Consider the following 24,862-nt stretch of genomic DNA (forward strand, 5'->3'; position numbering starts at 1 on the left):
AAGTTTCCAAGAATAAAACGAGTTTACTTATCAAAGCGCTTTGAACTATACTCAAAGCGCTTTGAAACATATTTAAAGCGCTTTGGCTGTGCATAAGCAAGTTCCTGCACGCCGATCCTGCACTGATAAACCTATAAAAAACTCTGGAGACGCAATGAACAAACATTTCTTGAAAGCTTTGCCTGCCGCCGTGGCGCTGGCCTTGAGCGCTTCTGCCGCCCAGGCCGCCCTGCCGATCGACTTCGGCGGCTACATCCGCTCGGGCTTCGGCACCAGCAGCGAAGGTGGCAAGGAAGCCTGTTTCGGCCTGGCTGGCGCCTCGTCCAAGTATCGCCTGGGCAATGAGTGCGAGACCTACGGCGAGCTGAAATTCGGCGGCGAAGCGTTCAAGGCAAGCAATGGCACCACCTTCCGCATCAATACGCTGGTGGCGTTTTCCGTCAACCAGAACCAGGACTGGGAGCAATCGGACCCGTCGTGGCGCGAAATGAACGTGGTGGCCGACAAGATCGGCTCGGGCGCCTTCGCCGACGCGCGCGCCTGGGTCGGCAAGCGCTACTACGACCGCCAGGACGTGCACATCACCGATTACTACTTCTGGAATAACAGCGGCCCCGGCGCCGGCCTGGAAAACATCGACCTGGGCGCGGCCAAGCTGGCCTACGCCATCGTGCGCACGGCCGACGACGGCGACAGCAAGCGCATGGGCCTGTCCCACGACTTGCGTTTCTCCGGCATCAAGGTCAACCCGGATGGCGAACTGACCCTGGGCCTGCAATTCAACCAGAAGCGCAACGCGCAAGGCGCAGCCCCCGTCGCCAGCGGCCACTTGCTGACCGTCATGCATACGCAAGGCAACCTGCTGGGCGGCTTCAACAAGGTAGCTTTGCAGTTCGGCAAAGGCAGCGCCGCCAATACGGGCGGCTTCAGCCTGGGCGCCGACAAGGACGACAAGGTCACGCGCCTGACGGAACAGATCATGATCCAGCCGAAAGGCGCCTGGTCGGGCATGGCGACGTTCGTGTATGAAGACAAGGAAACGGCGGGCGTGAGCAGCAAATGGACGTCGATCGGCGCGCGCCCCGTCTACCACTTCACGGACAACTACAGCCTGGCCGTGGAACTGGGCCACGACATCGTCAAGCCGGAAGGCGGCGAGAGCCGCAACCTGACCAAGCTGACGTTCGCGCCGCAACTGTCGGCCGGCAACAGCTTCTGGTCGCGCCCCGTGCTGCGCGCCTTCTACACCTATGCCAAATGGAACAAGGCAGCCCAGTCGGCCGCCGCCGCGGAATCGGCACTGTCGTCGACAGGCGTGTTTGGCGGCAAGACCAACGGCAGCTCGATGGGATTCCAGGTCGAGTCGTGGTGGTAATCCAGCACTGTCGACACCTGAGCAGGCCGTAACGAGCGGCAGGGAATTGCGGCTGAAAAGCGCAGCCGTACGCAGGTACGGGGACGCCGGGTCAGCGAGCATCGCAGGCCGCAAATCGCGCCGCGCAGGAGGTCTGGTCAAGTGTCATGAAAGGCAGCAACACCGCCCGCTTATCCAGGGGCATGTTTTATCCGGACCCACCATTTCGCCGCTGCACGCAATGGCCGGCAGCTTCACTGTAGTGATTCAGCAGTATCCTCTTTTAGCGCGGGCGCCCCTGGGTTTGCCCGCGTATTTTTTTGGGCATTGCCGCCAGCGATCACGACCCTGATCGACTCGGCGTTTATCAGATAAACTACCCGACATCGCACCGCGCCGCCTCCGCCCACCCGCCGGACGCCGGCAGCGGCAAGACTCACCCTGGATAGATCCCGACTGCAGCATCCATGAACCTCAAAAATCTCGCCAAAACGCTAGGAATTTCCGAAACCACCGTCAGCCGCGCCTTGAATGGCTATCCGGAAGTGAGTGAACGCACGCGCGAACGGGTGATGGCCGCCGCCCAGGCGGCCGGCTACCGGCCCAATCCCATGGCGCGCAGCCTCGCCGTGGGCCGCACGAATATCGTCGGCATCATCTATCCGCTGATGCCCAACGACCTGGCCGACCCCATGTTCATCGAGATCGTCGGCGGCATGTCCGAAGCGCTGGAAGCGCAGCAGATGGACATGATGATCGCGCCCGCCTCGGCCACCAATGAATTCCACACCTATGAACGCATGGTCAAGGGCCGCCGCATCGATGGCCTGGTCGTGGGCCGCACGAAACCGTTCGACGAGCGCATCGCCTACCTGGCGCAGCAGGGCATGCCGTTCGTCGCGCATGGCCGCACGCAGCTGAACCAGCCGCACGCCTGGTTCGACTACGACAACGAGGCGGGCATGCGCCTGGCCGTCGAGCGCCTGGCGCAGCTGGGCCACCAGCGCATCGGCCTGATCAGCGCCACGCCGGACCTGAACTTCGTGCGCCAGCGCGTCGAGAGTTTCCAGAGCGCCATGCAGGCGGGCGGCCTGGCCGTCGATCCGGACAACCTGGTCGACAACGCGCACGACCGCCGCGCCGGCTACCAGGCCATGCAGCGCCTGCTGGCGCGCTCGCCCCGCCCCACGGCCGTCATCGTCGACAATCACATGTCCGGCGTGGGCGCCGTGCGCGCGCTGCTCGACGCGGGCATCGGCATCGGCCGCGACATGTCGCTGATCGTCTGGGGCGTGATGGAAGATTCGCTGGCCGGCCACAACGTCACCACCGTCGTCCAGCCCGACCCGCGCGGCGCCGGCGCGAAGATGATCCACATGCTGCTGGCCCTGATGGACGGCACGCCCGTCACCGACTTGCAGGAACTGTGGCCGTGCGAACTGCTGCCGGGCGAGTCGGCGGGCCCCGTCATGCGCGCATGATTCATGCCTCTCACCGCGCCACCCGCGAAATGCCGGGAGCAGTCGCTGCGTGATCGGCATGCGTCCCATTGGGACGCATGCCCCCGGCGGGTCTGACCCCCACCCTTGCTGCGGGTTGCATCTCCGGCCAGGGGATGAACATCCCCTCCCTGAATTACCCTCATAAAAAAATCGTATGTCTTGCGCGTGTATCGCTTTACTTTTCAAAGCGCTTTGAACTATACTCATTTCACACCCAAAGCGCTTTGAATTTTAAAATAAGACGCCCGCCTACCAACCAGCAGCGCTCGCCCTGACAAGCTCAGGCAACTTTTAAGAAATCATTCATGCCGACCATCCAGAACAATCTCGCCCACCTGCCCGCCGACTGGTGGCGCAGCGCCGTCATCTACCAGGTCTACCCGCGCAGCTTCCTCGACAGCAATGGCGACGGCATCGGCGACTTGCCCGGCATTACCTCGAAACTCGATTACATCGCCGCCCTGGGCGCCGACATCGTCTGGATCTCGCCCTTCTTCACGTCGCCGATGAAGGACTTCGGCTACGACGTGGCCGACTTCTGCGATGTCGACCCCATGTTTGGCACCTTGGCCGATTTTGACCGCCTGGTGGCGCGCGCCCATGAACTGGGCTTGAAAGTGATGATCGACCAGGTGCTGTCGCACTCTTCCGACGTCCATCCGTGGTTCGTGGAAAGCCGCGCCAGCCGCGACAATCCGAAAGCCGACTGGTATGTGTGGGCTGACCAGAAGCCGGACGGCACCGTGCCGAACAACTGGCTGTCCGTGTTTGGCGGCTCGGCCTGGCAATGGGAGCCGCGCCGCGGCCAGTATTATCTGCACGATTTCCTCGCCAGCCAGCCCGACCTGAATTTCCATAACCCGGCCGTGCAGCAGGCGCAGCTGGACAACCTGCGCTTCTGGCTGGAACGGGGCGTCGACGGCTTCCGCTTCGACTCGTGCAACTTCCCCTACCACGATGCCCAGCTGCGCGACAATCCGCCGGCCGCCCAGCGCGATGCCAGCAGCGTGTCCGCCATCAATCCTTACGGCATGCAGTCGCACCTGTATGACAAGACGCAGCCGGAAAACATCGCCTACCTGCAGCGCGTGCGCGCCGTGCTCGATGAATACAAGGCTATTTCCATCGGCGAAGTGGGCGACGACAACGCGCTGGCGACGATGGCCGCCTACACCACGGGCGGCGACAAGCTGCACATGGCCTACAGTTTCAATTTGCTGACGGCGGAATTCTCGGCCGCGCACATCCGCACGCAAGTGGAAGAATTCGAAGCCAAAGTGACCGACGGCTGGGCCTCCTGGTCCGTGGGCAACCACGACAGCGTGCGCGTCATGACCCGCTGGGGCGGCGAGAACCCGTCGCCCTCCCTGGCCAAGGTGGTGCTGGCCGTGCAAGTGGCCTTGAAGGGCACGCCGTGCCTGTACCAGGGAGACGAACTGGCCCTGACGGAAGCGGACTTGCCTTTCGAAGCGCTGCAAGACCCGTACGGCATCCCGTTCTGGCCCCAGTTCAAGGGCCGCGACGGCTGCCGCACGCCGATGCCATGGGTGGCCGATGCGCCGCACGGCGGCTTCAGCGCGGCAAAACCCTGGCTGCCCGTGCCGCCCGAGCATCTGGAGCGGGCCGTCGACGTGGAACAGCAGGATGCAAGCTCGCCCCTGCACTTTGCGCAAGCGATCCTCGCCTGGCGCCGTACCCGGCCGCAATTGCTAAGCGGCGACATCAGTTTCTTCGACGCCCCGGAACCCGTGCTGGCCCTGCGCCGCGACTTGCCAGGACAGCCATCCGTGCTGGCCGCCTTCAACCTGGGCACGCAAGCCGTCACGTTCGCCTGGCCCGATGCGGCGCCGGCGGCCGACCTGGCCGGCCACGGCTTGCCGGGCAGCCAGCAAGCCGGGCAGATCACCCTGCCGCCACATGGCGGCTGGTTCGGCACCCTGGCGTAAATCGCAGGCTTTGGCGGCCATGCCGCCAATTACAATAACGAGCCCCGCGCATCAGCGGGGACGAATTGATACAGTGAGGACGACATGGCGGGACTGAAGTTGGCAGGACTGAAGAAAGCGTATGGCGACGTGCAAACCCTGCACGGCATCGACCTGGAGATCGCCGATGGCGAGTTCATGGTCTTCGTGGGACCATCGGGATGCGGCAAGTCAACCTTGCTGCGCAGCATCTGCGGCCTGGAAGAGATCAGCGGCGGCGACTTGTATATTGGCAAGACCCGCATGAACGACGTGCCCCCTGCCAAGCGGGGCATCGCCATGGTCTTCCAGAGCTATGCCCTGTACCCGCACATGAGCGTGGCGCAGAACATGGCCTTCGGCCTGAAACTGGCCGGCATGAGCAAGGTCCAGATCGCCGACGCCGTGCAGCGCGCCGCGCAGATCCTGCGCATCGAGCCCTTGCTCGAACGCAAGCCCAAGGATTTGTCGGGCGGCCAGCGCCAGCGCGTGGCCATCGGCCGCGCCATCGTGCGCAAGCCCGACGTCTTCCTGTTTGACGAACCGCTGTCCAATCTCGACGCTTCGCTGCGCGTGCAGATGCGCATCGAGCTGGCGAACCTGCACCGCGAATTGCGCTCGACCATGATTTACGTCACGCATGACCAGGTCGAGGCGATGACCCTGGCCGACCGCATCGTCGTGCTCAACGCGGGCCGCATCGAACAGGTGGGCGCGCCGCTGGACCTGTACCACCACCCCGCCAACCTGTTCGTTGCCGGCTTCCTCGGTTCGCCCCGCATGAACTTCCTCAAGGGCAAAATCCACAGCTACGCGGACGGCGTCGCCACCATCGCCACCAGCGCGGGCGGCATGCTGCAGGCGGCCTTGGCGCAGCCATTGGCCAGCGGCACGCAAGTGACCGTCGGCGCGCGCCCGGAACACGTGCAGGCCTGCGCGCCCGGCGTCGCGTCCGCCATCACGGCGGCCGTGCAGGCGGTGGAAAAACTGGGTGACATCAGCTATCTGTACGTGCAAGTGCCGGGCGGCGACGAGCCGCTGGTGGTGCGCGCCGATGCCGATACGGACTGGGCGATTGGCCAGTCCGTGGCGCTGCAGGTGGCGCCCGCCCGCGTCCACGTGTTCGACGAGCACGGCCAGACCCGTACCTGACCCTCTTTTTTTGCGGGCCAGGCGCTACAGGCGCCGCCTGGCCTGGTTGCACTGTTTCAGCCTTGATACACATCAAAAAAAAACTACTGGAGATTGACATGTCCATCACGCACCCGAAACGCAGCTTCATCAAAACCACCCTGATCGCCGCCGCCCTGGCCGGCATTGGCAACCTGGCCGCCGCCAGCCTGGCCAACGCGGCCGAAGCAGGCACCCTCCTGATCTGGATCAATGGCGACAAGGGCTACAAGGGCCTGGCCAAGGTCGGCGAGGAATTCACCAAGAAGACCGGCGTCAAGGTCGTCGTCGAACATCCGGAAGATGCGCCGAACAAATTCCAGCAGGCCGCCGCCGCCGGCAAGGGCCCGGACATCTGGATCTGGCCGCATGACCGCATCGGTACCTGGATCGACGCCGGCTTGCTGCAGCCTTTGACGCCAAGCAAGGAAGCGCGCGCCGCCATCCTGCCATTGGCATGGAACGCGTTTACCGTCGGCGGCAAGACCTGGGGCTACCCGATCTCCATCGAAGCCGTCGCCCTCGTCTACAACAAGGACCTGGTGCCGACTCCGCCGAAAACCTTCGAGGAAATCGCCGCGCTGGATAAAAAACTCTCGGGCCAGGGCAAGAAAGCCATCCTGTGGGACTACACGAATACCTATTTCACCTGGCCATTGCTGGGCGCGGGCGGCGGCTTCCCGTTTGAAGTCAAGAGCGACGGCCGCTACGATGCGGCCAAGACGGGCGTGAACAATGCCGGCTCGCAGGCGGGCGTGAACGCCGTCATGGCCCTGATCAACAGCGGCGCCATGCCGAAGGGCGCCGGCTACGCCGAGATGGAAGCGGGCTTCAACCAGGGCAAGATCGCCATGATGATCAACGGCCCATGGTCGTGGGACAACGCGCGCAAGTCGAAGATCAACTTCGGCGTGGCAACGATCCCTACCGTGGCCGGCAAGACGGCCACGCCATTCGTCGGCGTGCTGGGCGCGATGATTTCGAAAGCCAGCCCGAACAAGGACCTGGCGACGGAATTCCTGGAAAACCAGATGCTGCAGATTAATGGGCTGAAAACCATCAACGCCGACGTCCCGCTGGGCACGCCAGCGAACAAGGTGCTGTTCGCGGAACTGAAAGCCAACCCGAACATCCAGGCGACGATGGAAAGCGCGCAGGCGGGCCGCCCGATGCCGAACAACCCGGAAATGGGCCGCTTCTGGTCGTCGATGCAATCGGCGCTGGAAAACATCACGCAAGGCCGCCAGACCACCAAGGATGGCCTGGATGCGGCGGCGAAGCGGATTACGACCGCCAATTAAGCAGGTCAAGGCGTAGGTCGGATTAGGCCCGAAGGGCCGTAATCCGACACCAGCAGCCAACAATGTTGTCGGATTACGCGGCATGGCCGCTAATCCGACCTACGCCATCTCGTATCATTCCATCTTCACAGGTATCCCATCGTGCGCAAGTTTATCGGCCCTACGGTATTGACCATCAGCATGGCGCTGGGTCTGTATCTGCTCTTCATGTTGTACATTTCCGGCCAGACCATGCTGGCCGCCGTCTTCCTCGGCTTGCTGACCCTGACGACGTTTGTCTTCACGTCGCCGCGCGCCTATGCCTACCGCTATCTGTTTCCCGGCATCACGGCGGTGATCGTCTTCGTGCTGCTGCCGATGGTGTACACGGTGTCGATCGGCTTTACCAATTTCAGCTCGCGCAACCTGCTCACCTACGAGCGGGCCACGCAATATCTGCTGGACGAGACGCAGCGCGTGGAAAGCACGGGCTATGCCCTGACCGTGCATCCGGACGACAAGGAATACCGCTTGCGCCTGGAAAGCCCGGACACGGGCGAAGTGCTGCTGACGCAGCCGCTGGCCCTCAAGCGCGCCGTGCCCCTGACCGTGGAAGTGGCGCCGCTCGATCCCGTGCAGGCGCCCGTGCTGGCCCCGCCGCTGCCCATCAAGGATATCATCGCCCTGCAAAAGGATCTGAAGCTGCTCACCCTCGTGCTGCCGAACAGGATCGAGCTGCGCATGGTGGGCTTGCGCGAATTCGGCCCCGTCGCGCACGTCTACAAGCAGTTGCCGGACAACACGCTCAAGAAAGTCGCCACGGGCGAACTGGTCAAGCCGAATTTCAAGACGGGCTTTTATGAAATGCCGGACGGCACCAAGCTGGAACCGGGCTTCAAGGTCAATGTGGGCTTCGCCAACTTCGTCAAGATTTTCTCCGATGAAGCGTTCCGCGGGCCCTTCCTGCGCATCTTCGTGTGGACCATCGTCTTCGCCCTGATCAGCGTGGCCACCACGACAGGCCTGGGCATGGTGCTGGCCGTGCTCTTGAACTGGGACGCGCTGCGCTTCCGCGGCCTGTACCGCACCCTGCTGTTCCTGCCGTATGCCGTGCCCGGCTTCATTTCCATCCTCGTCTTCAAGGGCTTGTTCAACAATAACTTTGGCGAAATCAACCTGGTGCTCGACGCCCTGTTCGGCATCAAGCCAGCCTGGTTCTCGGACACCACCCTGGCCAAGGCAATGATTTTGATCGTCAACACCTGGCTGGGCTACCCCTACATGATGGTGGTGTGCATGGGCCTGATCAAGGCGATTCCGGCGGACCTGTACGAAGCCTCGGCCCTGGCCGGCGCCGGACCGCTGACAAATTTCTTCAAGATCACCCTGCCGCTGATCATCAAGCCGCTCACGCCGCTGATGGTGGCCAGCCTGGGTTTTAATTTCAATAATTTCGTGCTGATCAGCTTGCTGACGGGCGGACGTCCCGATTTCCTTGACACCACCCTGCCGGCCGGCACGACGGACTTGCTCGTGTCTTACACCTACCGCATCGCGTTCGAGGATTCGGGCCAGAACTTCGGCCTGGCCGCCGCCATCTCGACCCTGATCTTCTTCCTCGTGGCCGCGATTTCGCTGGTCAACATGCGCCTGACGCGCATGAACAAAGCATAAAGGACCGACCATGGCTATCGTTGTCGACCGCTCCAACCGCTGGCGCATCCTGGCGGCCCACGTCGCCGTCATCGCGCTGATCGCGCTCGTGATGTTCCCCTTCCTGATGATCTTGTCGATCTCTTTGCGCCCAGGCAACTTCGCCTCGGGCAGTTTGATACCGCCCGAGATCAGCTTCGAGCACTGGCGCCTGGCGCTGGGCATGTCCTACCAGGCGCCCAACGGCACCCTGGTCGAGCCGGACTTCCCCGTGCTGCTGTGGCTGTGGAACTCCATCAAGGTGGCCAGCATGAGCGCCACCGTCACCGTGCTGCTGTCGACCACTTGCGCCTATGCGTTCGCGCGCATGCAGTTCCGCTTCAAGTCGCAGACCCTGTCCGCGCTGATGCTGCTGCAAATGTTCCCCGCCGTGCTGGCCCTGGTGGCCATCTACGCCATCTTCGACGTGCTGGGCAGCTACGTGCCGTGGCTGGGCATCGACCACCACGGCAGCCTGGTACTGGCCTACACGGGCGGCATCGCCCTGCATATCTGGACCATCAAGGGCTACTATCAAACCATCCCCGTCGAGATCGAGGAAGCGGCCAAGGTCGACGGCGCCACCCAGTGGCAAGCCTTCGTCTACGTGCTGCTGCCGATGACGGTGCCCATCCTGATGGTGGTGTTTTTATTGTCCTTCATCGGCGCCATCATCGAATACCCGATCGCCTCCGTGCTGCTGCATGAACAGAACAACCTGACCCTGGCCGTCGGTTCGAAGCTGTTCCTGTACGAGCAAAAATACCTGTGGGGCGACTTCGCCGCGGCGGCCATCCTATCCGGCCTGCCCATCACGGCCGTGTTCCTGCTGGCGCAAAAATGGATGATCTCCGGCCTGACGGCCGGCGGCGTGAAAGGCTGACCATGCGGCGCACCCTGACTACGCTGGCCGCCCTGTTACTCAGCGCTTCGGCGCAGGCAGGGAGCGTCGGCTTCGCTGACAATCCCATCGTCTACTTCGCCGTGACGGACCGTTTCGCCAACGGCAACCCCGGCAACGACCACAGTTACGGCCGCGCCGCCGACCCGCAAGGCGGCGATGTCGGCAGCTTTCACGGCGGCGACATCGCCGGCATCACGCAGCAGCTCAAGGCCGGCTATTTCACGGCGCTGGGCGTGAACGCCCTGTGGATCACGGCGCCCTACGAGCAGATCCACGGCTGGGTAGTAGGCGGCAAGCAGCAATTCCGGCACTACGCCTACCACGGCTACTGGGCCCTCGACTACACCACCATGGATGCCAGCATGGGTACGCGCGACGAGCTGCGCGAGATGATCGATACGGCCCACGCGCAAGGCATCCGCGTGCTGTTCGACGTGGTGCTGAACCACCCCGGCTACGCGGACTTGCGCACCCTGGCCGAATACAAGGTGCCCGTGCTGTGGCCAGGCCATGAAACAGCCACCCTGCGCGATTATCACAGCTTCATCGACTACAACAACTTCGAGTTCAAGCAGTGGTGGGGACCGGACTGGGTGCGCGCCGGCCTGCCCGGCTATCCGGACGGCGGCGAGACTGATTTCACCATGCAGCTGGCCTATCTGCCCGACTTCCGCACGGAAAGCGGCAAGGCCGTGGGCTTGCCGCCCATCCTGCAGCGCAAGGCCGACACGCGCGCCGTGGCCCTGCCCGATACGACCGTGCGCGGCTACCTGGTGCACTGGCTGGCCGACTGGGTGCGCGAATTCGGCGTCGACGGCTTCCGCGCCGACACCGTCAAGCACGTGGAACCGGCCAGCTGGCTGGCCCTGCGCGCGGCCGCCACCGATGCGCTCAAGGATTGGAAGGCGCGCCACCCGCAGCAAAAGATCGACGATGCGCCTTTCTGGATGACGGGAGAAGCGTGGGGCCATGGCCCCGAGCGCAGCAGCTGGCATGACGCGGGCTTCGATTCGATGATCAATTTCGATTTCCAGCATCGCGCGAGCGGCGACTGGAAAAGCATCGATGGCGTCTACCGCCAGTACGCGGGCCTGCTGGATAAAAGCCCCCGCCACGACATCCTGTCGTATATCTCGTCGCACGACACGAGCCTGTTCCCGCGCGAGCGCATCAGGCATGGCTTGTCCGCGCTGCTGCTGGCGCCCGGCGGCGTGCAATTGTTCTATGGCGATGAAAGCGCGCGCCCGCCTGGCGCGGCGCCCGCCGGCGACGAGCAGCAGGCGACGCGCTCCGACATGAACTGGGCCTCGCTGGACACTGCCACGCTGGCGCATGCGCGCAAGCTGGGCCAGTTCCGCCTGCGCCACCCTGCCCTGGCGCGCGGCGAGCATCGCCTGGTCGCTGAAAAACCGTATGCGTTTGCCCGCGTGACGGCGGACGACGCCGTCATCGCCGTGCCCGAAGCGCAAGGCGCGCTCGCACTGCAGGTGCACGGCGTGTTCGCCGATGGCGCCCTGCTGCGCGACGCCTACACGAACCAAACTTACATCGTCAACGATGGCGCCGTCGCGGTAAGCGCGGCCGGCACCGTCCTGTTGGAAAGGGCAGCACCATGAGTACCTATGACATTTTAGTGGTCGGCGGCGCCGGCATCGACACCATCGTGCGCGTCCCGTCCCTGCAACTGCCCGTGGCCGATTCCGTGCACGTGCCGCCCATCCGCGACTACGTGGCGCACACGGGCAATGGCGTGGCGCTGGGCTGCCATGCACTGGGCTTGCGCTGCAAGTTCATCGATTTCCTCGGCGACGATGCGCAAGGCGCGGCGATTTTGCAGCGCTACAAGGCAGCCAGGCTCGATTTTTCACACATCGTGGAGCCGTCCGGCACGCGCCGCAGCGTCAACCTGGTCGACCCGCAAGGACGCCGGCTGTCGCTGTACGACGGCCGCCATCCTGACGACGTGCGCATGCCCTCCGCTTTTTATCTTCCCTACCTGGGACCGGCGCGCCACGCGCACTTTTCCATCATGGGCTGGGTAGCCGACCTGTACGACGATGCGCTGCTGTGCGGCACGACGGTGTCGACCGATTTGCACGACTGGGATGGCCTCAATCCCCATCACCAGGTCTTTGCCCTGCGCTCCGACCTGGTCTTCCTCAGCACGGCGGCGCTGGGCCAGCGCACGGAGTCCGTCATGCGCGCGATTGTTTCGGATGGCCGCGCGCAAATCGTCGTGGCCATGGCGGGCGCGGATGGGGCCTACCTGCTGGATCGGGACAGCGGCGAGGTGCGCCACTACCCGGCGGCAGGATTGCAGCTGCCCGTGATCGACAGCAATGGCGCGGGCGACTCGTTCGTGGCCGCCTTCTTGCAGGCATGGCTCGATGACGCGAACCTGGACACCGCCATGCGCCGCGGCGCCATCGCCGGCGCTTTTGCCTGTGCCAGCCATGGCACGCATGAACGTTTCATCAACCGGGAAGAGCTGCACGGCTTATATCAAGCATGCACTAGCTTATGACTTAATATTCTATCAAGCGTAGCATCGAGACAATGGTCGCATGGCACAATGGCTGCGGATTTCACCACACAGACCATAGCAACCGGAGACCCCATGAGAATCGAAACCCTGGCCGTGCATGCCGGCTACACACCCGACCCCACCACCAAGGCCGCCGCCGTCCCCATCTACCAGACGGTGGCCTATGCCTTCGACAATGCCCAGCATGGCGCCGACCTGTTCGACCTCAAGGTGGCCGGCAATATCTACACGCGCATCATGAACCCCACGCAGGATGTGCTGGAAAAGCGCGTCGCGGCGCTGGAAGGCGGCGTGGCGGCGCTGGCCGTGGCCTCGGGCATGGCCGCCATCACCTATGCGATCCAGACCATCGCCGAAGCGGGCGACAATTTCATCTCCGCCAGCCAGCTGTATGGCGGCACCTACAACCTGTTTGCCCACACCCTGCCGCAGATCGGCATCGAAGTGCGCTTCGCCGATGCGCGCCAGCCCGAGACCTTCGCCGCGCTGATCGACGCGCGCACCAAGGCCATCTTCTGCGAATCGATCGGCAACCCGCTGGGCAACGTCACGGACGTGGCCAGGCTGGCCGAGATCGCGCATGCGCACGGCATCCCGCTGATCGTCGATAACACGGTGCCCAGCCCCTATCTGTTCCGTCCCATCGAGCATGGCGCCGACATCGTCGTCCACTCGCTGACCAAATACCTGGGCGGCCACGGCACCACCGTGGGCGGGGCCATCGTCGACAGCGGCACCTTCCCGTGGGCAGAACACAAGGAGCGCTTCAAGCGCCTGAACGAGCCGGACGTGTCGTATCACGGCGTCGTCTACACGGAAGCGTTCGGCCCGGCCGCCTTCATCGGCCGCGCGCGCGTCGTCCCGCTGCGCAACATGGGCGCCGCCATCTCGCCCTTGAGCGCCTTCCAGCTGATCCAGGGCATCGAAACCCTGGCCCTGCGCATGGACCGCATCTGCGACAACACGCTGGCCCTGGCCAGGCACCTGAAAAACCATCCGAAAGTCGCCTGGGTCAACTACGCTGGCCTGGAGGACCACCCGGACCACGCCCTGGTGAAAAAATACATGGGTGGCCGCGCCTCGGGCATTTTGTCCTTCGGCCTGAAGCTGGCCGCCGGTGCGAATGTCAACTCGGACCCGCGCGCGGCCGGCGCCCGCGTGCTCGACGCCTTGCAGCTGTTTACGCGCCTGGTCAACATCGGCGACGCCAAGTCGCTGGCCACCCACCCGGCGTCCACCACGCACCGCCAGCTCAATGCCGACGAACTGGCCAAGGCGGGCGTGTCCGAAGACATGCTGCGCCTGTCCGTGGGCATCGAGCATATCGACGACTTGCGGGAAGACCTGGAGCAGGCCTTGAACGCGGCGTAAGCCTCTTTTCCACGCCGCCCGGAGGGGACTTCATGCCATCATCGGCGGCATGAAGTCCCCTCCTGGATGGGCGAAACATCTGCATCCCCGTGCGCCCCCTGTAGCTTCCTCTCTCGCGAGTCTCAGCCCGCGATGCCGTAGCGCGATGCCGGCTTGCCGCGCATCGCGCCCGCGAACAGGGCCAGGCGGGCCGCGTCGAAACGCTCCCACAGCTCCTGCTCTTCCACGGAAGGCAAGGTCACCAGTTCGCCCTGGTCCAGCCCAGCCAGCGCCGCATCGACGCAGTCTTCCGCGCGCATGATGGTGGCCTGGTCCAGCTGCGCCAGCGGCACGCCGCTCAATTCCCAGATTTCCGTCGCCGTCGATGCGGGCAGCACCAGCTGCACCACGATGCCCGTGCCCGCCAACTCCTGCTGCAAGCCCCGCGTGAAATTCATCACATAGCCCTTGGTGGCGCTGTAGACCGTGCTGACGGGCAGGATGTGGAAGGACAGCACGGAACCGATGTTGATGATGGTGCCGCTGTTGCGCTGCTTGAACTGCGGCAGCACGGCGTAGCTCAGCTCCGCCACGGCTGTCACGTTAACCTTGTCCATGGTGGCGATGCCCGCCTTCGGCGTATCGATGACAGGCGCCAGGGTCGATGCGCCCGCGTTATTCACCAGCATGGTGATGGCGGCATTCGACGCCAGTTCGTCGGCCACGCGCTGCAGGTCGTCCGGCGCGGACAGATCGGCCGCCATGGCGCGCACGGCCACGCCGTACTTTTCCGCCAGCGACCTGGCCAGCACGCCCAGGCGCTCGACCCGGCGCGCCACCAGGATCAAATCAAAGCCGCGGCTGGCCAGGCGGTCCGCATACACGGCGCCCAGGCCGGAAGAAGCGCCGGTGACGAGGGCCGTGCCTTGTGCGTTCGTTGTGCTCATGGTGATTCCTTTATAAGAGTGCGTCACTTCATTGGATAAACCTGCAACAGGATGGCTCAAGCATGATAATCATCATGCTTTGCTGCGGCATTAAACATGACGATCATCATGCTTAATGCCGCAAGCATGAGGCACATCATGTATGATGTCAACAGAAATTATTCAGGAGCACAGCATGCGATACCCAGCGGCCGAAACGGCTGAAAAACACCAGCGCATCCTGACGGAAGCGGCGCGCCTGTTCCGCGAACAGGGCTTTGACGGCGTCAGCGTGGGACAGATCATGAAGGCGACGGGACTCACGCACGGCCCCTTCTACAACCACTTCGCATCGAAGGAAGCGCTGATGGCGGAAAGCACCCTGCACGGCTCGGCGCACTCGCGCGCGGCGCTCGATGCCGCCACGGCCAGCCCGGACGCCATGCGCCAGTACGTGCGCGATTATGTGAGCGCGGCCCACCGCGATGCCCCGGGCAACGGCTGCTTGCTGGCGGCGCTGGCCGGCGACGCGCGCAAGCAGCCGGCAGTGCTGCCTGCCTTCACCTTCCACCTGAAATCCATCATCGGCAAGCTGGCGGCGCATTTTCCGTGGCCGAAAAAACGCAACCCGCGCCAGGAAGCCATCGTCATGCTGTCGGCCATGGTGGGCGCCGTGGCGCTGGCGCGCGCCGTCGACGATGGCGCATTGTCGGACGAGATACTGGCGGCGGTGCAGGCCGCGTATGCGCCTAGCCCAGCACCTGCGCCACCTGCCTGACCCTCTCGTCCACAGAACCTGACGCATGGACAACGGCGATCCCGCGCCGCGCCAGTTCGGCCTGGTACCACGCATGCTGGCGCAGCCGGAAGCTGTCGTCGCGGCGCGTGCCATCCTGGATGAAGGGGAAATCGGGCGCGCACAGCACGACCAGGTCATAGCCATGGCCGGCCAGTTCCAGCAGTTCCGCCTCCGCCTTGCCGAACATCTCGACGCAGTAAAAATACGTGGTCAGGGGCGAGGTATCGCAAAACAGCCAGCGCCGCGCCTGCCCCGCGGCCGCGGCTTCGCGCCGCAGCTGCTCCCTGCCGATTTTCAGCAGATCGTCATAACTCAATATCCCAGCCTGGCTTTCCCACAGCTCGCGCCCATATTCGGCCACCCAGCCTGCCTCGAAATGCGCCGCCAGCGCTTGCGCCAGCGTCGTCTTGCCGCTCGACTCGCCGCCCAGCACGCACACGCGCTTGACGAAACTGGCGCGCACCACGGGCGATAACAACGCGCCGTGCGCATGCGGGTCTTGCCGCACCAGCGTTCCTGAAACAGGCACCAGTGTTCTGGACTGGTCCACGCTGACATGCGCCACGGCGCCCTGCGCGTAATGCTGCTGCAGCACCTGCGCAAAGCCGGGGCCATACTCTTCGCTGCTGAAGACGGCATCGACGGGCAGTTCCAGCACCGTCCAGCACAGCCAGCCCATGAAGTGGCGATGCAGCTCGCCGTCGTCTTCGTTGTGCGGCAAGGTCCGCGCCGGCACGCCGCGCGCCGCGCACAGGGCGGCCAGGCGCGCATCATCGAGCACGACGACAGTCGCCCGCGCAAACCGCGCCCGCAGCCAGCCTTCGCGCCGCGCCGGCTCCAGGCCGGGAAACTCGGGCCGGGTGTAGCTGACCACCAGCAGTTCTTCGCAGGCGTCCGTGGCGCGCCGTATCAATAGTTCATGGCCCAGGTGCAGCGGACAGAATTTGCCCACCACCAGGCCCCGTTTATAGCTGCTCATACTGCCGCTTCCCGCAAATCCGAGGTGTATTGAATGATCTTGTCTTCCGCCAGCAAAGTCTCGACGGCGATGGCGCCGAAAAATGGCGCCAGCAAGGCGCGCGCCCGGTCCGCCTGCGGCATGGCGTTCGGCGCCAGGCGCAGCGCAATGCTGCCGTCCGCATGCTGGTGCACGCCAAACACGGCGATGGCCAGCGGTTTCAGGGCGTGCGTGATGTCGATATTATTGATCCAGTCGCCATTGTCCGTCCGGTAGCGCAAGGGACTGCGTCCGGCGAGCCCCGCCAGCACGGGACCATGCGGGCCATGCGCCAGCGACGCGTAGTCGCCCGTGCGGTAGCGCAGCAGGGGCAGGCAGAAATTGAAGCCGCCCGTCACGGTGATTTCGCCGCGCTCCCCGTCGGGCACGACGTTGCCTTGGCCATCGAGGATTTCCACGTACAGCCGGTGCTGCAGCAGCACGTGGCCGCCCGCCCGCTCGTCGTAGACGGCGACGGGGCCCACTTCGTTGAGCGAATAAATGTCGAGTACGGGGCAGCCGAAGGCCGCCGCCAGGCGCGCGCGCATGCCGGGCAGGAGCATCATCGACACGGACAGCAGCGCGGCCGGCTTGTGCGTCATCGGCAGGGTCAATAGCTCGGCAAACGAGATGGGGTCGCCCGCGATCAGCTCGGGCGCCATGGCGTCCAGATAGCGCGCGCGGTCGTCCGCATCGCGCCAGTCGTCCACGTGCAGGTTGATCTTCGCCAGGCCCGATTCCCCCATCGTGGGCGTGACGGAGACGTAGGTGAAGCAACGGCGCTGATGCCCCAGCAGCATCACGCCCACCTGCCCCGCGCCATGGCGCAGGGTCACGCCGAAGCGCGCCAGCGCGCGCTTGTGGAAAGCCAGGTAGCGCCCCGCCACCAGCGGGTGCGAAGCGATCAGCAGCGGATGTCCCGTGGTGCCCGTCGTCTGGAAATTGATCATGCGCGCCAGGTCCGCGTCGTCGGGCACGAAGGCGGCGATGTCGTGCGCCAGCTCGGCGCGGCTGACGGGCTGCACGTCCTGCAAGCGCGCCGGCGGCGAGCCGCAGGCGCGGTAATGGGGCACCGTGGCATACGTCGCCTTGAGGAACCCCGGCAGCCAGACTGGCGGCGCATCGGTGCTCCAGCCGATATCCGCCAGCATCACTTCCTGCTCGTAGACGCGCAAGGCCGCCACCTCCGCGGCCAGCAGCTTGTTGCCGCTGCGGTTGCGGTAGCGGGGGGCCGCAGGATGGCTGCGCAGTGTTTCCAGCATGCGCGCGCCGTCGCGCGTCAACGTGGGGCAGTAGTCGCGGTCCGATTCCCAGGCCCCGGCGGGCTGATTACTCTCCACGCTCATTCGCGCGACCACTTGTCGGCCGATTCCTCGGCTGCCTTCTTCGCCAGCGCTTCGCGTATCTCTCGCGCGCGCTGTTCGGCCAGGCGGCTCGCTTCGAGCAGCCTGCGGCGCTCCGTGCCGCTGATGGCGGACAGCCTGTCCGTGGCCTGCGCCACGCTTTCGTCGCGCGGCCGGAAACCCAGGCGCGCCAGCACGATGCGCGCCAGTTCCTCGCGCCGCTCCGGGTCTTGCGTGAACTGGTGGGCCGGCGTGGCAGCGGCCAGCTCGCGCGCCGCCTCGCCCAGCACCTGCAGCAAGTCCTGCTGTGCCAGGCCCTGCGCGATGAACCACGCGTCGGCCAGCAGCCAGCACGCGATCATGGCCAGCGCCAGGCGGTTGCGGTCCGCCTTCACCTGCGCGCCCATAAAACCCTGCAGGGAAGAAGCCGGCGCGCGGGCGCCATGCAGCAGCAAAATGTCGTTGACCAGCGCGGCAACGGCCACCGCCTGCGCATTGGCGACGCCGGCAATGCGCGGCTCGGCGAGGAATTCGACGGGCGTGTCGGCCAGGCGGTGGGTCAGGGTTTCGAGGTCGGGACCAATTTGCATCATGATGTCGTTACCTTAACCCAACGGCAAATACTGGGGTCAGACCCACCGGGTCTGCCCCCGGAATTTTGCTGCGCATATTCATCTTGTTTAGCTCTTCACATAGTGCCTGCGGCTGAACGCCCGCGCAAAATCCAGCAAATCCTCGTAGCGCTCGACGGCATGGATATCCCAGCCCTGTTCGCGGCGCGCGCGTTTCAAATCGTCATAGGTCTGCTGCAGCCATGTGTGGCTGGCCGCGCCATCCCAGTCGCGCGCCAGGTTCAGCGCCATGGTGCCGCCCGCGCCGCCCTGGGCCAGCGCTTTCGCCGAGACATCCCAGCCGCTGTTGCCCAGTTCATCCTTGTCGAACATGGTGGTGATGCCATCGTCGGAAATCATCAGTATATGCGCCGGCCGTTCGCGCCGGGCCGCATACGTCTGGCGCAGGCGGTGGATGGGGAAACAGGTGCCGCCGCCAAAAAAGCCCGTCAGCACGCCGAGGATCAAGTCTTCGTCGCGCACGAAGCCGGGCGTCTGCATCACTTCGTTCTTGCCGCTCCACAGGGTCGCCTGCACCTTGGCGCCGGCGCGCAGAGCCGACAGCGCAATGACGGCGCCGGCCAGGGTCAGGAACGAGGTGTGCGCCTGCGGGTTCGGCATGGAGCCGGAACTGTCCACGTACATGTCCAGGTCGACGGGCACGGCGTCGACGGCGCGCGCCGGTTCGCGGCCATACACGCGGCGCACGGTGGTCACGCCAGGCACGGGGTGCGGCGACTGCAGCACCGACTGCAGCCAGTCGACGTCTTCCAGCGGATCGCCGGTCTCCCACGCTTCCAGCCCTTCCATCTGCGGCTCCTGCGATTCCGGCGCGGGGCGGCTGGGGAATGCCACCAGGTGCGGCAAGGCTCGCTCGCGGTAATAGCGGATGGCGATTTCATGGTCGCTCAGGTCTACGCCCGACGCCTTCAAAATGTCGCCCAGCTCGAACGGCTCGCGCAGCTGGCCGCCGCCCGGCCTGGCCGGCGCATCGCCCTGCGGCTCTTCGCCATCGAGGCCGGAAATGCGCGTGTCGTGGACGGGATGGATGGCGCCGCCCTCCTCGTCATCCTCGATCTGCTGCGCGCCATATGTCTGGCACCCGCGGGCCGCATCGCGCGTGTCCTGCAGATAGCGGCTGGGATCCAGGCCGCCGCCCAGGGCATCCGTGTCTTCCACCAGGTAGGGCAGGAGCAAGGTGGCGAAGCGGCCCGCCGCCAGCATCCAGTCATTCGCGTACACGCGGATCAGGCGCGCGCCCAGCCAGGCGTCCGTGTCCAGGCGCTCGTCGGCCGCCCCTCCTCCCAGGTCTCCCTTCTGCAACTGCCACAGGTTTTCGTAGATGCGCATGTACAAGGTCCAGACGCCGCCGCTGGCTTTGCCGTCCGGCGCCGCCTCCCGCCCCTGCTGCAGCTTGCGGTAGATATCGGCCATGCGCAGGTTCGCCTGGCGCTGCAGGCGGTCGTTGATGAACAGGTCCGTGTACAGGTTGGCCACCATGGGTGCGTGCTGCTCCAGAGTCGGCAAGGCGCGGCGCATGCGGGCCAGCAGGCGGAACTGGTCAGTGGCGCTGGCCGGTGCGAGGATGTGGTGGCCGATTTCATGGGCGAGGATTTCCAGCGCGTAGTCGTCCAGCCCCAGCTCCGTCACCAGCGGCAAGTCAACCACCACGCTCTGGTCCAGCAGCCGGATCATGGCGAAGCTGCCGGACAAGCCCTGCCCGCTGGCCTCGACGCGGCTGGCGCACAGGCTGGGATCGCGCAAGCGCGTAAACTTGCTCCATACGGCCAGCGCCTCGGGCCAGGCGGCGCGCCAGGCGTCGATCAGCGCGGTATCGGCATCGCTCTTCATACGAGCGGCAGCAGCCGGATGGCATGCGTCCACGGCGAGGTGATGGCCAGCGTATGCGTATTCGCGGCCAGCGCGATGTCGCCGGGCGGCAGGTCGAGCGCGATGCTGCGCGCGCCGACATGCACGGTGGCGCCATCGAGGCGCACGAATGCCGGCACGCCGGTTTGCGCCGACTCAAATTCCTGCGCCGTGGCGCCATGCAGCACGGCGCCATAGGCGTCGGCCACCAGCAAATAATGACGCTCGGCGCTGCGCACGGCAAAACCGTCCGGCGTGGCGCGCACCTGCGGCGGCGTGCCGAAGCCGCCGCCCAGGCCAGTAAAGCTGCCGAACTCCCGGCCATCGGCATTGCCGCGCCAGGGATTGGCCATGAGCTGCGCATGCACCTGCGGCCAGTGCGCGCCCGGCTCGCCAAAGGCGGCCAGCGCCAGCGCGGGCGGCAAGGTGTCGGCGGCGGCCAGCGCGCCCAGGCGGAACTGCGCGACGCCGGCGCGCCACGCCAGCACCTGGCCCACGGCGCGCAACTGCGCCAGGGTCGCGACCTGCGGCGCCAGGGCGGCCAGTTCGCGCTGCCATTGCGCGGACCGCGCGCCTGCCACGCCGCCCAGGTGGATGGCGGCATTGCTGAGCATGCCCAGCGCCTCGACGGGCGCCGCCGCCAGCAGCGGCGCAAAGGCCGGTGCCAGCTCGCGCCACACGCCGTTCAGAAAAGGATTTTTTGCGGCCGGCCCAGCCAGGCCATGGCCCACCAGTTCCAGCGCCATGTCGTAGGCGGCCAGGGCGACGCTGCCCGCGCGCTCGGGCGCAGCGGCGGCCACGGCCACCACCAGCGGATCGACGCCGTCGCGCAAGAAGGCGCCGAAGGCGGCCATGTCGAGCGCCGGAAAGCGCCGGCGCGCTTCCGCGGCGCGGCCGTTGAACTGGGCGCGGCCGCTGGCCAGGATGGCCGCAAAGGCAGGAGAAATCATCGCCGTCCCTCAATCACTGTGCGAAAAGTGCAGCAGATAGCGTTCGCCATCTCGCTCGAAGGCGATCTCGTCCCAGTGGATCGCGTACCATATTGGCGGCGTCATCGTCACGGCGTGCGCGGCGAATCCGGCCAGCGACATGTCCAGCGCTTCCAGGAAGGCGTTGACGAGGCAGGCGCGAAAACGCTCCGGCGGCGCCGCGCGCATGTGGTCCGACGAGAAGAACCAGCGCTGGCATGCCTGCTCCAGCTGCGCGCGACCGCACGGTGCCACCGTGATCTGCCACAGGAGCGCCGGCAGTTCGCGCGCCGGGGCGCTCGCATGCAAGGCGTATTCCTCGACGCGCAAGCCCAGCGCCGTGGCCAGGTCGGGCGCATCAGGCAGGCGCTGCAGCTCATAGCTCGCGCACAGGTCGCTGGCCTCGCTGTTCAACCTGGCCAGCGCGTCGAGAAAGCCGCGGCAGTGATCGATATTCAGCGCGTCATTCATTGCGAACGCAGCCAGCTGCGGTAATTCGTATAGCGCTGGTGCAGATACTTCAATTTCAGCAGGTCGTCGTACAGGGGGCCATACAGCTTGCGTCCCTTCGTGCGCTCGCCGATCAGTTTTTCGATGCGGTTCAGGCGCGCCAGGGTTTCGCGTTCGCTGACGCCGTCCAGGCCCAGGTCGAATTCCGCGGACAGCACGCCCACGGGATCGTCGCGGTCCAGGTCCAGGCGGTTGAATTCATCGTTCGACAAATCGAACAGGCGGCGCAGCCAGCCCAGCCTGTCGCTGCGGTAGGCGGCGTTTTCCGGCAGCGCGAAGAATGGCGCATCCGGGTCCGGCTGCAGCTTGTTATGCAGGACGAACGGCAGTACCTGGCGCAAGTCGTCCAGCGCCACTTCACCGTTGCCGCGGAAATACGCCATGGCCTTGGCATAGATCAGCAGCGCCATCAGGGTGCGCACGGAAATGCCATTCAAGGTCTGGCAGCCCAGGTCCTTCAGGCGGTCGCGCCCATTGTCGGCCGCCTGCGCGGCACCCCGGTCGGCGCCAGCCAGGCGCGCCGTATCCTTGGTCATGTATTCGAACTGGCCGCCCGCCGTCTCGAACAGCTCGAACTGGCTGGCGAAAAATTCCAGCCGGCGCCGCACGGCGTCGGGCACGACGACCTGGCGGATATCGTTGCCAATCCGGTCCACTTCCGCTTCCGTGAAGATGATATCGGGCGGCACCAGCTCCTCGGGGCGCACATTTTCTTCCACGCGCAGCAGCAGCTCGTTTAAAAAACGCGGATTGAAAGCCAGCGCCTGCACCGTCACGTCGACCCGGTCGCGCAGCGCCTCGATCACCTGATAGGTGCCGCCGCCCTGGTCGTCATTGGCCGTCAGATACCAGGCCGCTTCCGGGCACTCGTAGATATGGTTCAGCACTTCCGCGTAGTTGTCGCCCATGACGGTGAGCAGCGCGCTTTGCGTGCGCGTGGGGATGCGGTTGTATTCATCGACGATCTTCACGCGCATGCCCAGCCAGGCGCGCCAGGCGATGCGGATGTCGTCCATGCTTTGCGCGTTCACCAGGTCCGCCGGCAGCGGGTTGCCCAGCAGGTCGGCCACCGTCATCTGCGGGTGGCCATGCTGCATGGCGCGCTTGACTTCCTTGACGGTGGAGCCGGCCAGCACGCCCATCAGCAAGGCGCTGGCCGTCTTGCCCCGTCCCGGACCGCCGACGAACAGGCATTTGCGGCGCGTGGCGAACGTCAGCAGGGGCAGCAGAATGAAGCTGGAATAGCTTTGCGCCGATGGCAGGTTCAGGGTGCGCCGGCTGTCGCCCACGGCATACGTCTGCGACGGGCCGTCGTTGTACTCGATGTCGTAATGGGGGCTGATGATGGCGTGGTTGACGATCCAGAAATAGGCCTGGCGCAGCTTTTCGTCAAACGGTCGCGCTTGCGCCTCGCCGTCGCCGTCCAGCGCGATGGGCCCCTGGTATAAATCCGCCACGTCAAACTGCCGCGCGGCAGGCGCCGCCTTGGGCTTGGTGGGGGCTTGGGACAGGCGCTGGAACAGATTAAAAGACGGCATGGCAATACTCTTCCGTTAAGGAAATGAAATTATTGCACAAGCCACCTGCAAGCACCGGTTCAGATGACAAGCAACTCAGCCCGCCATTGGCGTGGCCAAAAACACCGGCTGCTGCTCGGCCAGGGCCGCCAGCGCGGCCACAGCCGGATAATCGCTGGCCGCCATCACGTCGGGCACCATCTGCTGAGCAAAACTCCAGGCCACCGCAATGGTGATGCCGGCAATACTCAAGCAGTCTGGCGCCTCCTGGCGCAGTGACGCTTCCAGCTGGGTCCAGGCCCCATGCAACTGCAGCTGGACGCGGTCCAGCCAGGGCTGGTGCTGCTTTTCCTGCGGGCGCAGACGCCGCTCATAGACGATCTGCACGGCTTTGTCGCAGGCTGCCAAAGCATAGCTGGTTTGGCACAGCGCGCGCAGGCTGGCCCGGCCCGGCTCCGGCCTGATGCGGGGAGCATGCGCGGCCAGTTCCTCCAGATACGCCAGGATCAACGTCGAGTCCATCAGCACCTGGCCGTCATCGGCGACCAGGGTCGGCACCTTGACGGCAGGATTGACGGCCTGTACCTGGTCGAAATCGGAAAACACCGACAGGGGCCGGTGTTCATGCTCCAGACCCAGCACTTTCATACCGATGGCAACGCGCCTGACGTAGGGCGAATCGAGCATGCCGATCAATATCATGGTTTAACTCCTCTCCAGTTGATGAATAAACGCGATCACTTGCGCCGCGACGGCCGCTGGCGCATCCTCCATCAGGAAGTGCCCGGCCTCGTCAAACAGGTGCAAGCTGGCGCCGGGAATATCGCGCTGCAGGCGATGGGCATACGCCACCGGCTGCCACTCGTCCTGCTGGCCCCATAATATCTGTACCGGCACGGTCAGCTGCGGCAGTTTTTCGGCAAAGTCCATCGTATAACAGGCGTTATAGTGCGCCACCTGGTGCTGGTTAAACGAGGGCTGGCCCACCACGCCGCACAGCGGCTCCAGGTAACACCGCAGAAGCTCGCCCTGCATCCGATCCTTGTGGAAAACGGCCATGCCCAGCTGGCGCGCCATCGTGGCGCGATGCTCGCTGGCGGGCGTCAACGCACACCGGGCGAAATCATCGCGCAGATGCTTCCAGGTGGGCGACGGCCAGGAATCGTAGCTGGGCGCGTCGGCGATGCTCAAGCTGCGCAGGCGCGACGCGTGGTCGAACGCCAGGCGCAGCGCAATGGCGCCGCCGATATCGTGGCCGAACAAATGGGAGGTCGGCAGTTGCCAGTGGTTGAGCAAGGCCGCCAGCAAGGCCACCTGCGCCGCTACCGAGGTATCGGCCTCTACGGGCCGCTCCGACCGTCCAAAGCCCAGCAAGTCATACTGGTGCACTTGGCAACCGGCATCGACGAACAGCGGCACCAGTTCGCGCCAGATAATACTGTTCGCCGGCGTGCCATGCACCAGCACCAGCGGCGTGCCTGCGCCATGGATGCCGGTGGCGATACGGTGGCCGTAGATCAGGGCATGGCCATTCAACAGCGGTTCTTGACTCGTCATCAGA

At 65.0% G+C, this 24,862-nt stretch carries 21 protein-coding genes; 11 read left to right on the forward strand and 10 right to left on the reverse strand.

Annotation, left to right across the window (positions count from 1 at the left end):
• The first annotated feature begins 154 nt into the window (after positions 1-154).
• The 10 genes from ACZ92H_RS18475 (at position 155) to ACZ92H_RS18520 (ending at position 13,782) form a co-directional block, all read left to right on the forward strand.
• A complete protein-coding gene (locus ACZ92H_RS18475) occupies positions 155-1,375 on the forward strand; it encodes a maltoporin (RefSeq protein ID WP_465050540.1) in 1,221 nt (406 codons plus the stop codon).
• A gap of 446 nt (positions 1,376-1,821) precedes the next feature.
• Positions 1,822-2,835, forward strand: coding sequence for a substrate-binding domain-containing protein (locus ACZ92H_RS18480; protein ID WP_131377287.1), 1,014 nt, complete (start codon positions 1,822-1,824; stop codon positions 2,833-2,835).
• 326 nt (positions 2,836-3,161) lie between these two features.
• The gene (locus ACZ92H_RS18485) at positions 3,162-4,802 is read left to right on the forward strand and encodes an alpha-amylase family glycosyl hydrolase (RefSeq protein WP_465050541.1); all 1,641 of its coding nucleotides are present in this window, start codon (positions 3,162-3,164) and stop codon (positions 4,800-4,802) included.
• 84 nt (positions 4,803-4,886) lie between these two features.
• A complete protein-coding gene (locus tag ACZ92H_RS18490; protein ID WP_131377292.1) occupies positions 4,887-5,972 on the forward strand; it encodes an ABC transporter ATP-binding protein in 1,086 nt (361 codons plus the stop codon).
• A gap of 98 nt (positions 5,973-6,070) precedes the next feature.
• Entirely contained in the window at positions 6,071-7,291 is a 1,221-nt protein-coding gene (gene malE, locus ACZ92H_RS18495) for a maltose/maltodextrin ABC transporter substrate-binding protein MalE (RefSeq protein WP_465050542.1), read from the forward strand.
• Positions 7,292-7,432: 141 nt separating this feature from the next.
• Complete coding sequence (malF, locus tag ACZ92H_RS18500) at positions 7,433-8,944, forward strand: maltose ABC transporter permease MalF (protein ID WP_131377295.1); 1,512 nt, start codon at positions 7,433-7,435, stop codon at positions 8,942-8,944.
• Positions 8,945-8,954: 10 nt separating this feature from the next.
• Entirely contained in the window at positions 8,955-9,845 is an 891-nt protein-coding gene (gene malG, locus ACZ92H_RS18505; RefSeq protein WP_131377298.1) for a maltose ABC transporter permease MalG, read from the forward strand.
• 2 nt (positions 9,846-9,847) lie between these two features.
• A complete protein-coding gene (locus tag ACZ92H_RS18510) occupies positions 9,848-11,482 on the forward strand; it encodes an alpha-amylase family glycosyl hydrolase (protein ID WP_465050543.1) in 1,635 nt (544 codons plus the stop codon).
• Positions 11,479-12,390, forward strand: a complete 912-nt coding sequence (locus tag ACZ92H_RS18515; RefSeq protein WP_465050544.1) for a carbohydrate kinase family protein — start codon at positions 11,479-11,481, stop codon at positions 12,388-12,390. The genes ACZ92H_RS18510 and ACZ92H_RS18515 overlap by 4 nt, the downstream gene beginning before the upstream one ends.
• A 93-nt stretch (positions 12,391-12,483) precedes the next feature.
• Positions 12,484-13,782 carry an O-acetylhomoserine aminocarboxypropyltransferase/cysteine synthase family protein gene (locus ACZ92H_RS18520; protein ID WP_465050545.1) on the forward strand — a complete coding sequence of 433 codons (1,299 nt, stop codon included), beginning with the start codon at positions 12,484-12,486 and terminating at the stop codon, positions 13,780-13,782.
• A 122-nt stretch (positions 13,783-13,904) separates the two neighbouring features.
• Here ACZ92H_RS18520 and ACZ92H_RS18525 read toward each other — a convergent pair whose 3' ends face one another.
• The gene (locus ACZ92H_RS18525; RefSeq protein WP_465050547.1) at positions 13,905-14,708 is read right to left on the reverse strand and encodes an SDR family NAD(P)-dependent oxidoreductase; all 804 of its coding nucleotides are present in this window, start codon (positions 14,706-14,708) and stop codon (positions 13,905-13,907) included.
• A 175-nt stretch (positions 14,709-14,883) separates the two neighbouring features.
• On the opposite strand from ACZ92H_RS18525, the gene ACZ92H_RS18530 reads away from it, so the two are divergent.
• Positions 14,884-15,465 carry a TetR/AcrR family transcriptional regulator gene (locus tag ACZ92H_RS18530; RefSeq protein WP_465050548.1) on the forward strand — a complete coding sequence of 194 codons (582 nt, stop codon included), beginning with the start codon at positions 14,884-14,886 and terminating at the stop codon, positions 15,463-15,465.
• On the opposite strand, the gene ACZ92H_RS18535 is transcribed toward ACZ92H_RS18530, so the two are convergent.
• The 9 genes from ACZ92H_RS18535 to ACZ92H_RS18575 all read right to left on the reverse strand — a co-directional run bounded on the left by ACZ92H_RS18535 (position 15,437) and on the right by ACZ92H_RS18575 (position 24,858).
• A complete protein-coding gene (locus ACZ92H_RS18535) occupies positions 15,437-16,465 on the reverse strand; it encodes an AAA family ATPase (protein ID WP_465050550.1) in 1,029 nt (342 codons plus the stop codon). The genes ACZ92H_RS18530 and ACZ92H_RS18535 overlap by 29 nt on opposite strands.
• A complete protein-coding gene (locus ACZ92H_RS18540) occupies positions 16,462-17,823 on the reverse strand; it encodes an acyl-CoA synthetase family protein (RefSeq protein ID WP_465050552.1) in 1,362 nt (453 codons plus the stop codon). The genes ACZ92H_RS18535 and ACZ92H_RS18540 overlap by 4 nt, the downstream gene beginning before the upstream one ends.
• Positions 17,824-17,825: 2 nt before the next feature.
• On the reverse strand, positions 17,826-18,419 hold the full coding sequence (locus tag ACZ92H_RS18545) for a hypothetical protein (protein ID WP_465050553.1): 594 nt from the start codon (positions 18,417-18,419) through the stop codon (positions 17,826-17,828).
• 87 nt (positions 18,420-18,506) lie between these two features.
• Positions 18,507-20,288: a VWA domain-containing protein gene (locus tag ACZ92H_RS18550; protein WP_465050554.1), complete on the reverse strand. Its 1,782-nt coding sequence runs from the start codon at positions 20,286-20,288 to the stop codon at positions 18,507-18,509.
• Positions 20,285-21,256, reverse strand: coding sequence for a hypothetical protein (locus tag ACZ92H_RS18555; protein WP_465050555.1), 972 nt, complete (start codon positions 21,254-21,256; stop codon positions 20,285-20,287). Before ACZ92H_RS18555 ends, ACZ92H_RS18550 begins: the two co-directional genes overlap by 4 nt.
• A gap of 9 nt (positions 21,257-21,265) precedes the next feature.
• Positions 21,266-21,745 (reverse strand): hypothetical protein, encoded by a 480-nt coding sequence (locus tag ACZ92H_RS18560; RefSeq protein ID WP_465050556.1) that lies wholly within the window; start codon positions 21,743-21,745, stop codon positions 21,266-21,268.
• A complete protein-coding gene (locus ACZ92H_RS18565; RefSeq protein WP_465050557.1) occupies positions 21,742-23,322 on the reverse strand; it encodes an AAA family ATPase in 1,581 nt (526 codons plus the stop codon). The genes ACZ92H_RS18560 and ACZ92H_RS18565 overlap by 4 nt, the downstream gene beginning before the upstream one ends.
• Before the next feature lie 75 nt (positions 23,323-23,397).
• The gene (locus ACZ92H_RS18570) at positions 23,398-24,003 is read right to left on the reverse strand and encodes a glutathione S-transferase family protein (RefSeq protein ID WP_465050558.1); all 606 of its coding nucleotides are present in this window, start codon (positions 24,001-24,003) and stop codon (positions 23,398-23,400) included.
• Positions 24,004-24,006: 3 nt separating this feature from the next.
• Positions 24,007-24,858: an alpha/beta fold hydrolase gene (locus ACZ92H_RS18575; RefSeq protein ID WP_465050559.1), complete on the reverse strand. Its 852-nt coding sequence runs from the start codon at positions 24,856-24,858 to the stop codon at positions 24,007-24,009.
• Positions 24,859-24,862: the final 4 nt, after the last annotated feature.

This window comes from Janthinobacterium foliorum (assembly GCF_978021625.1).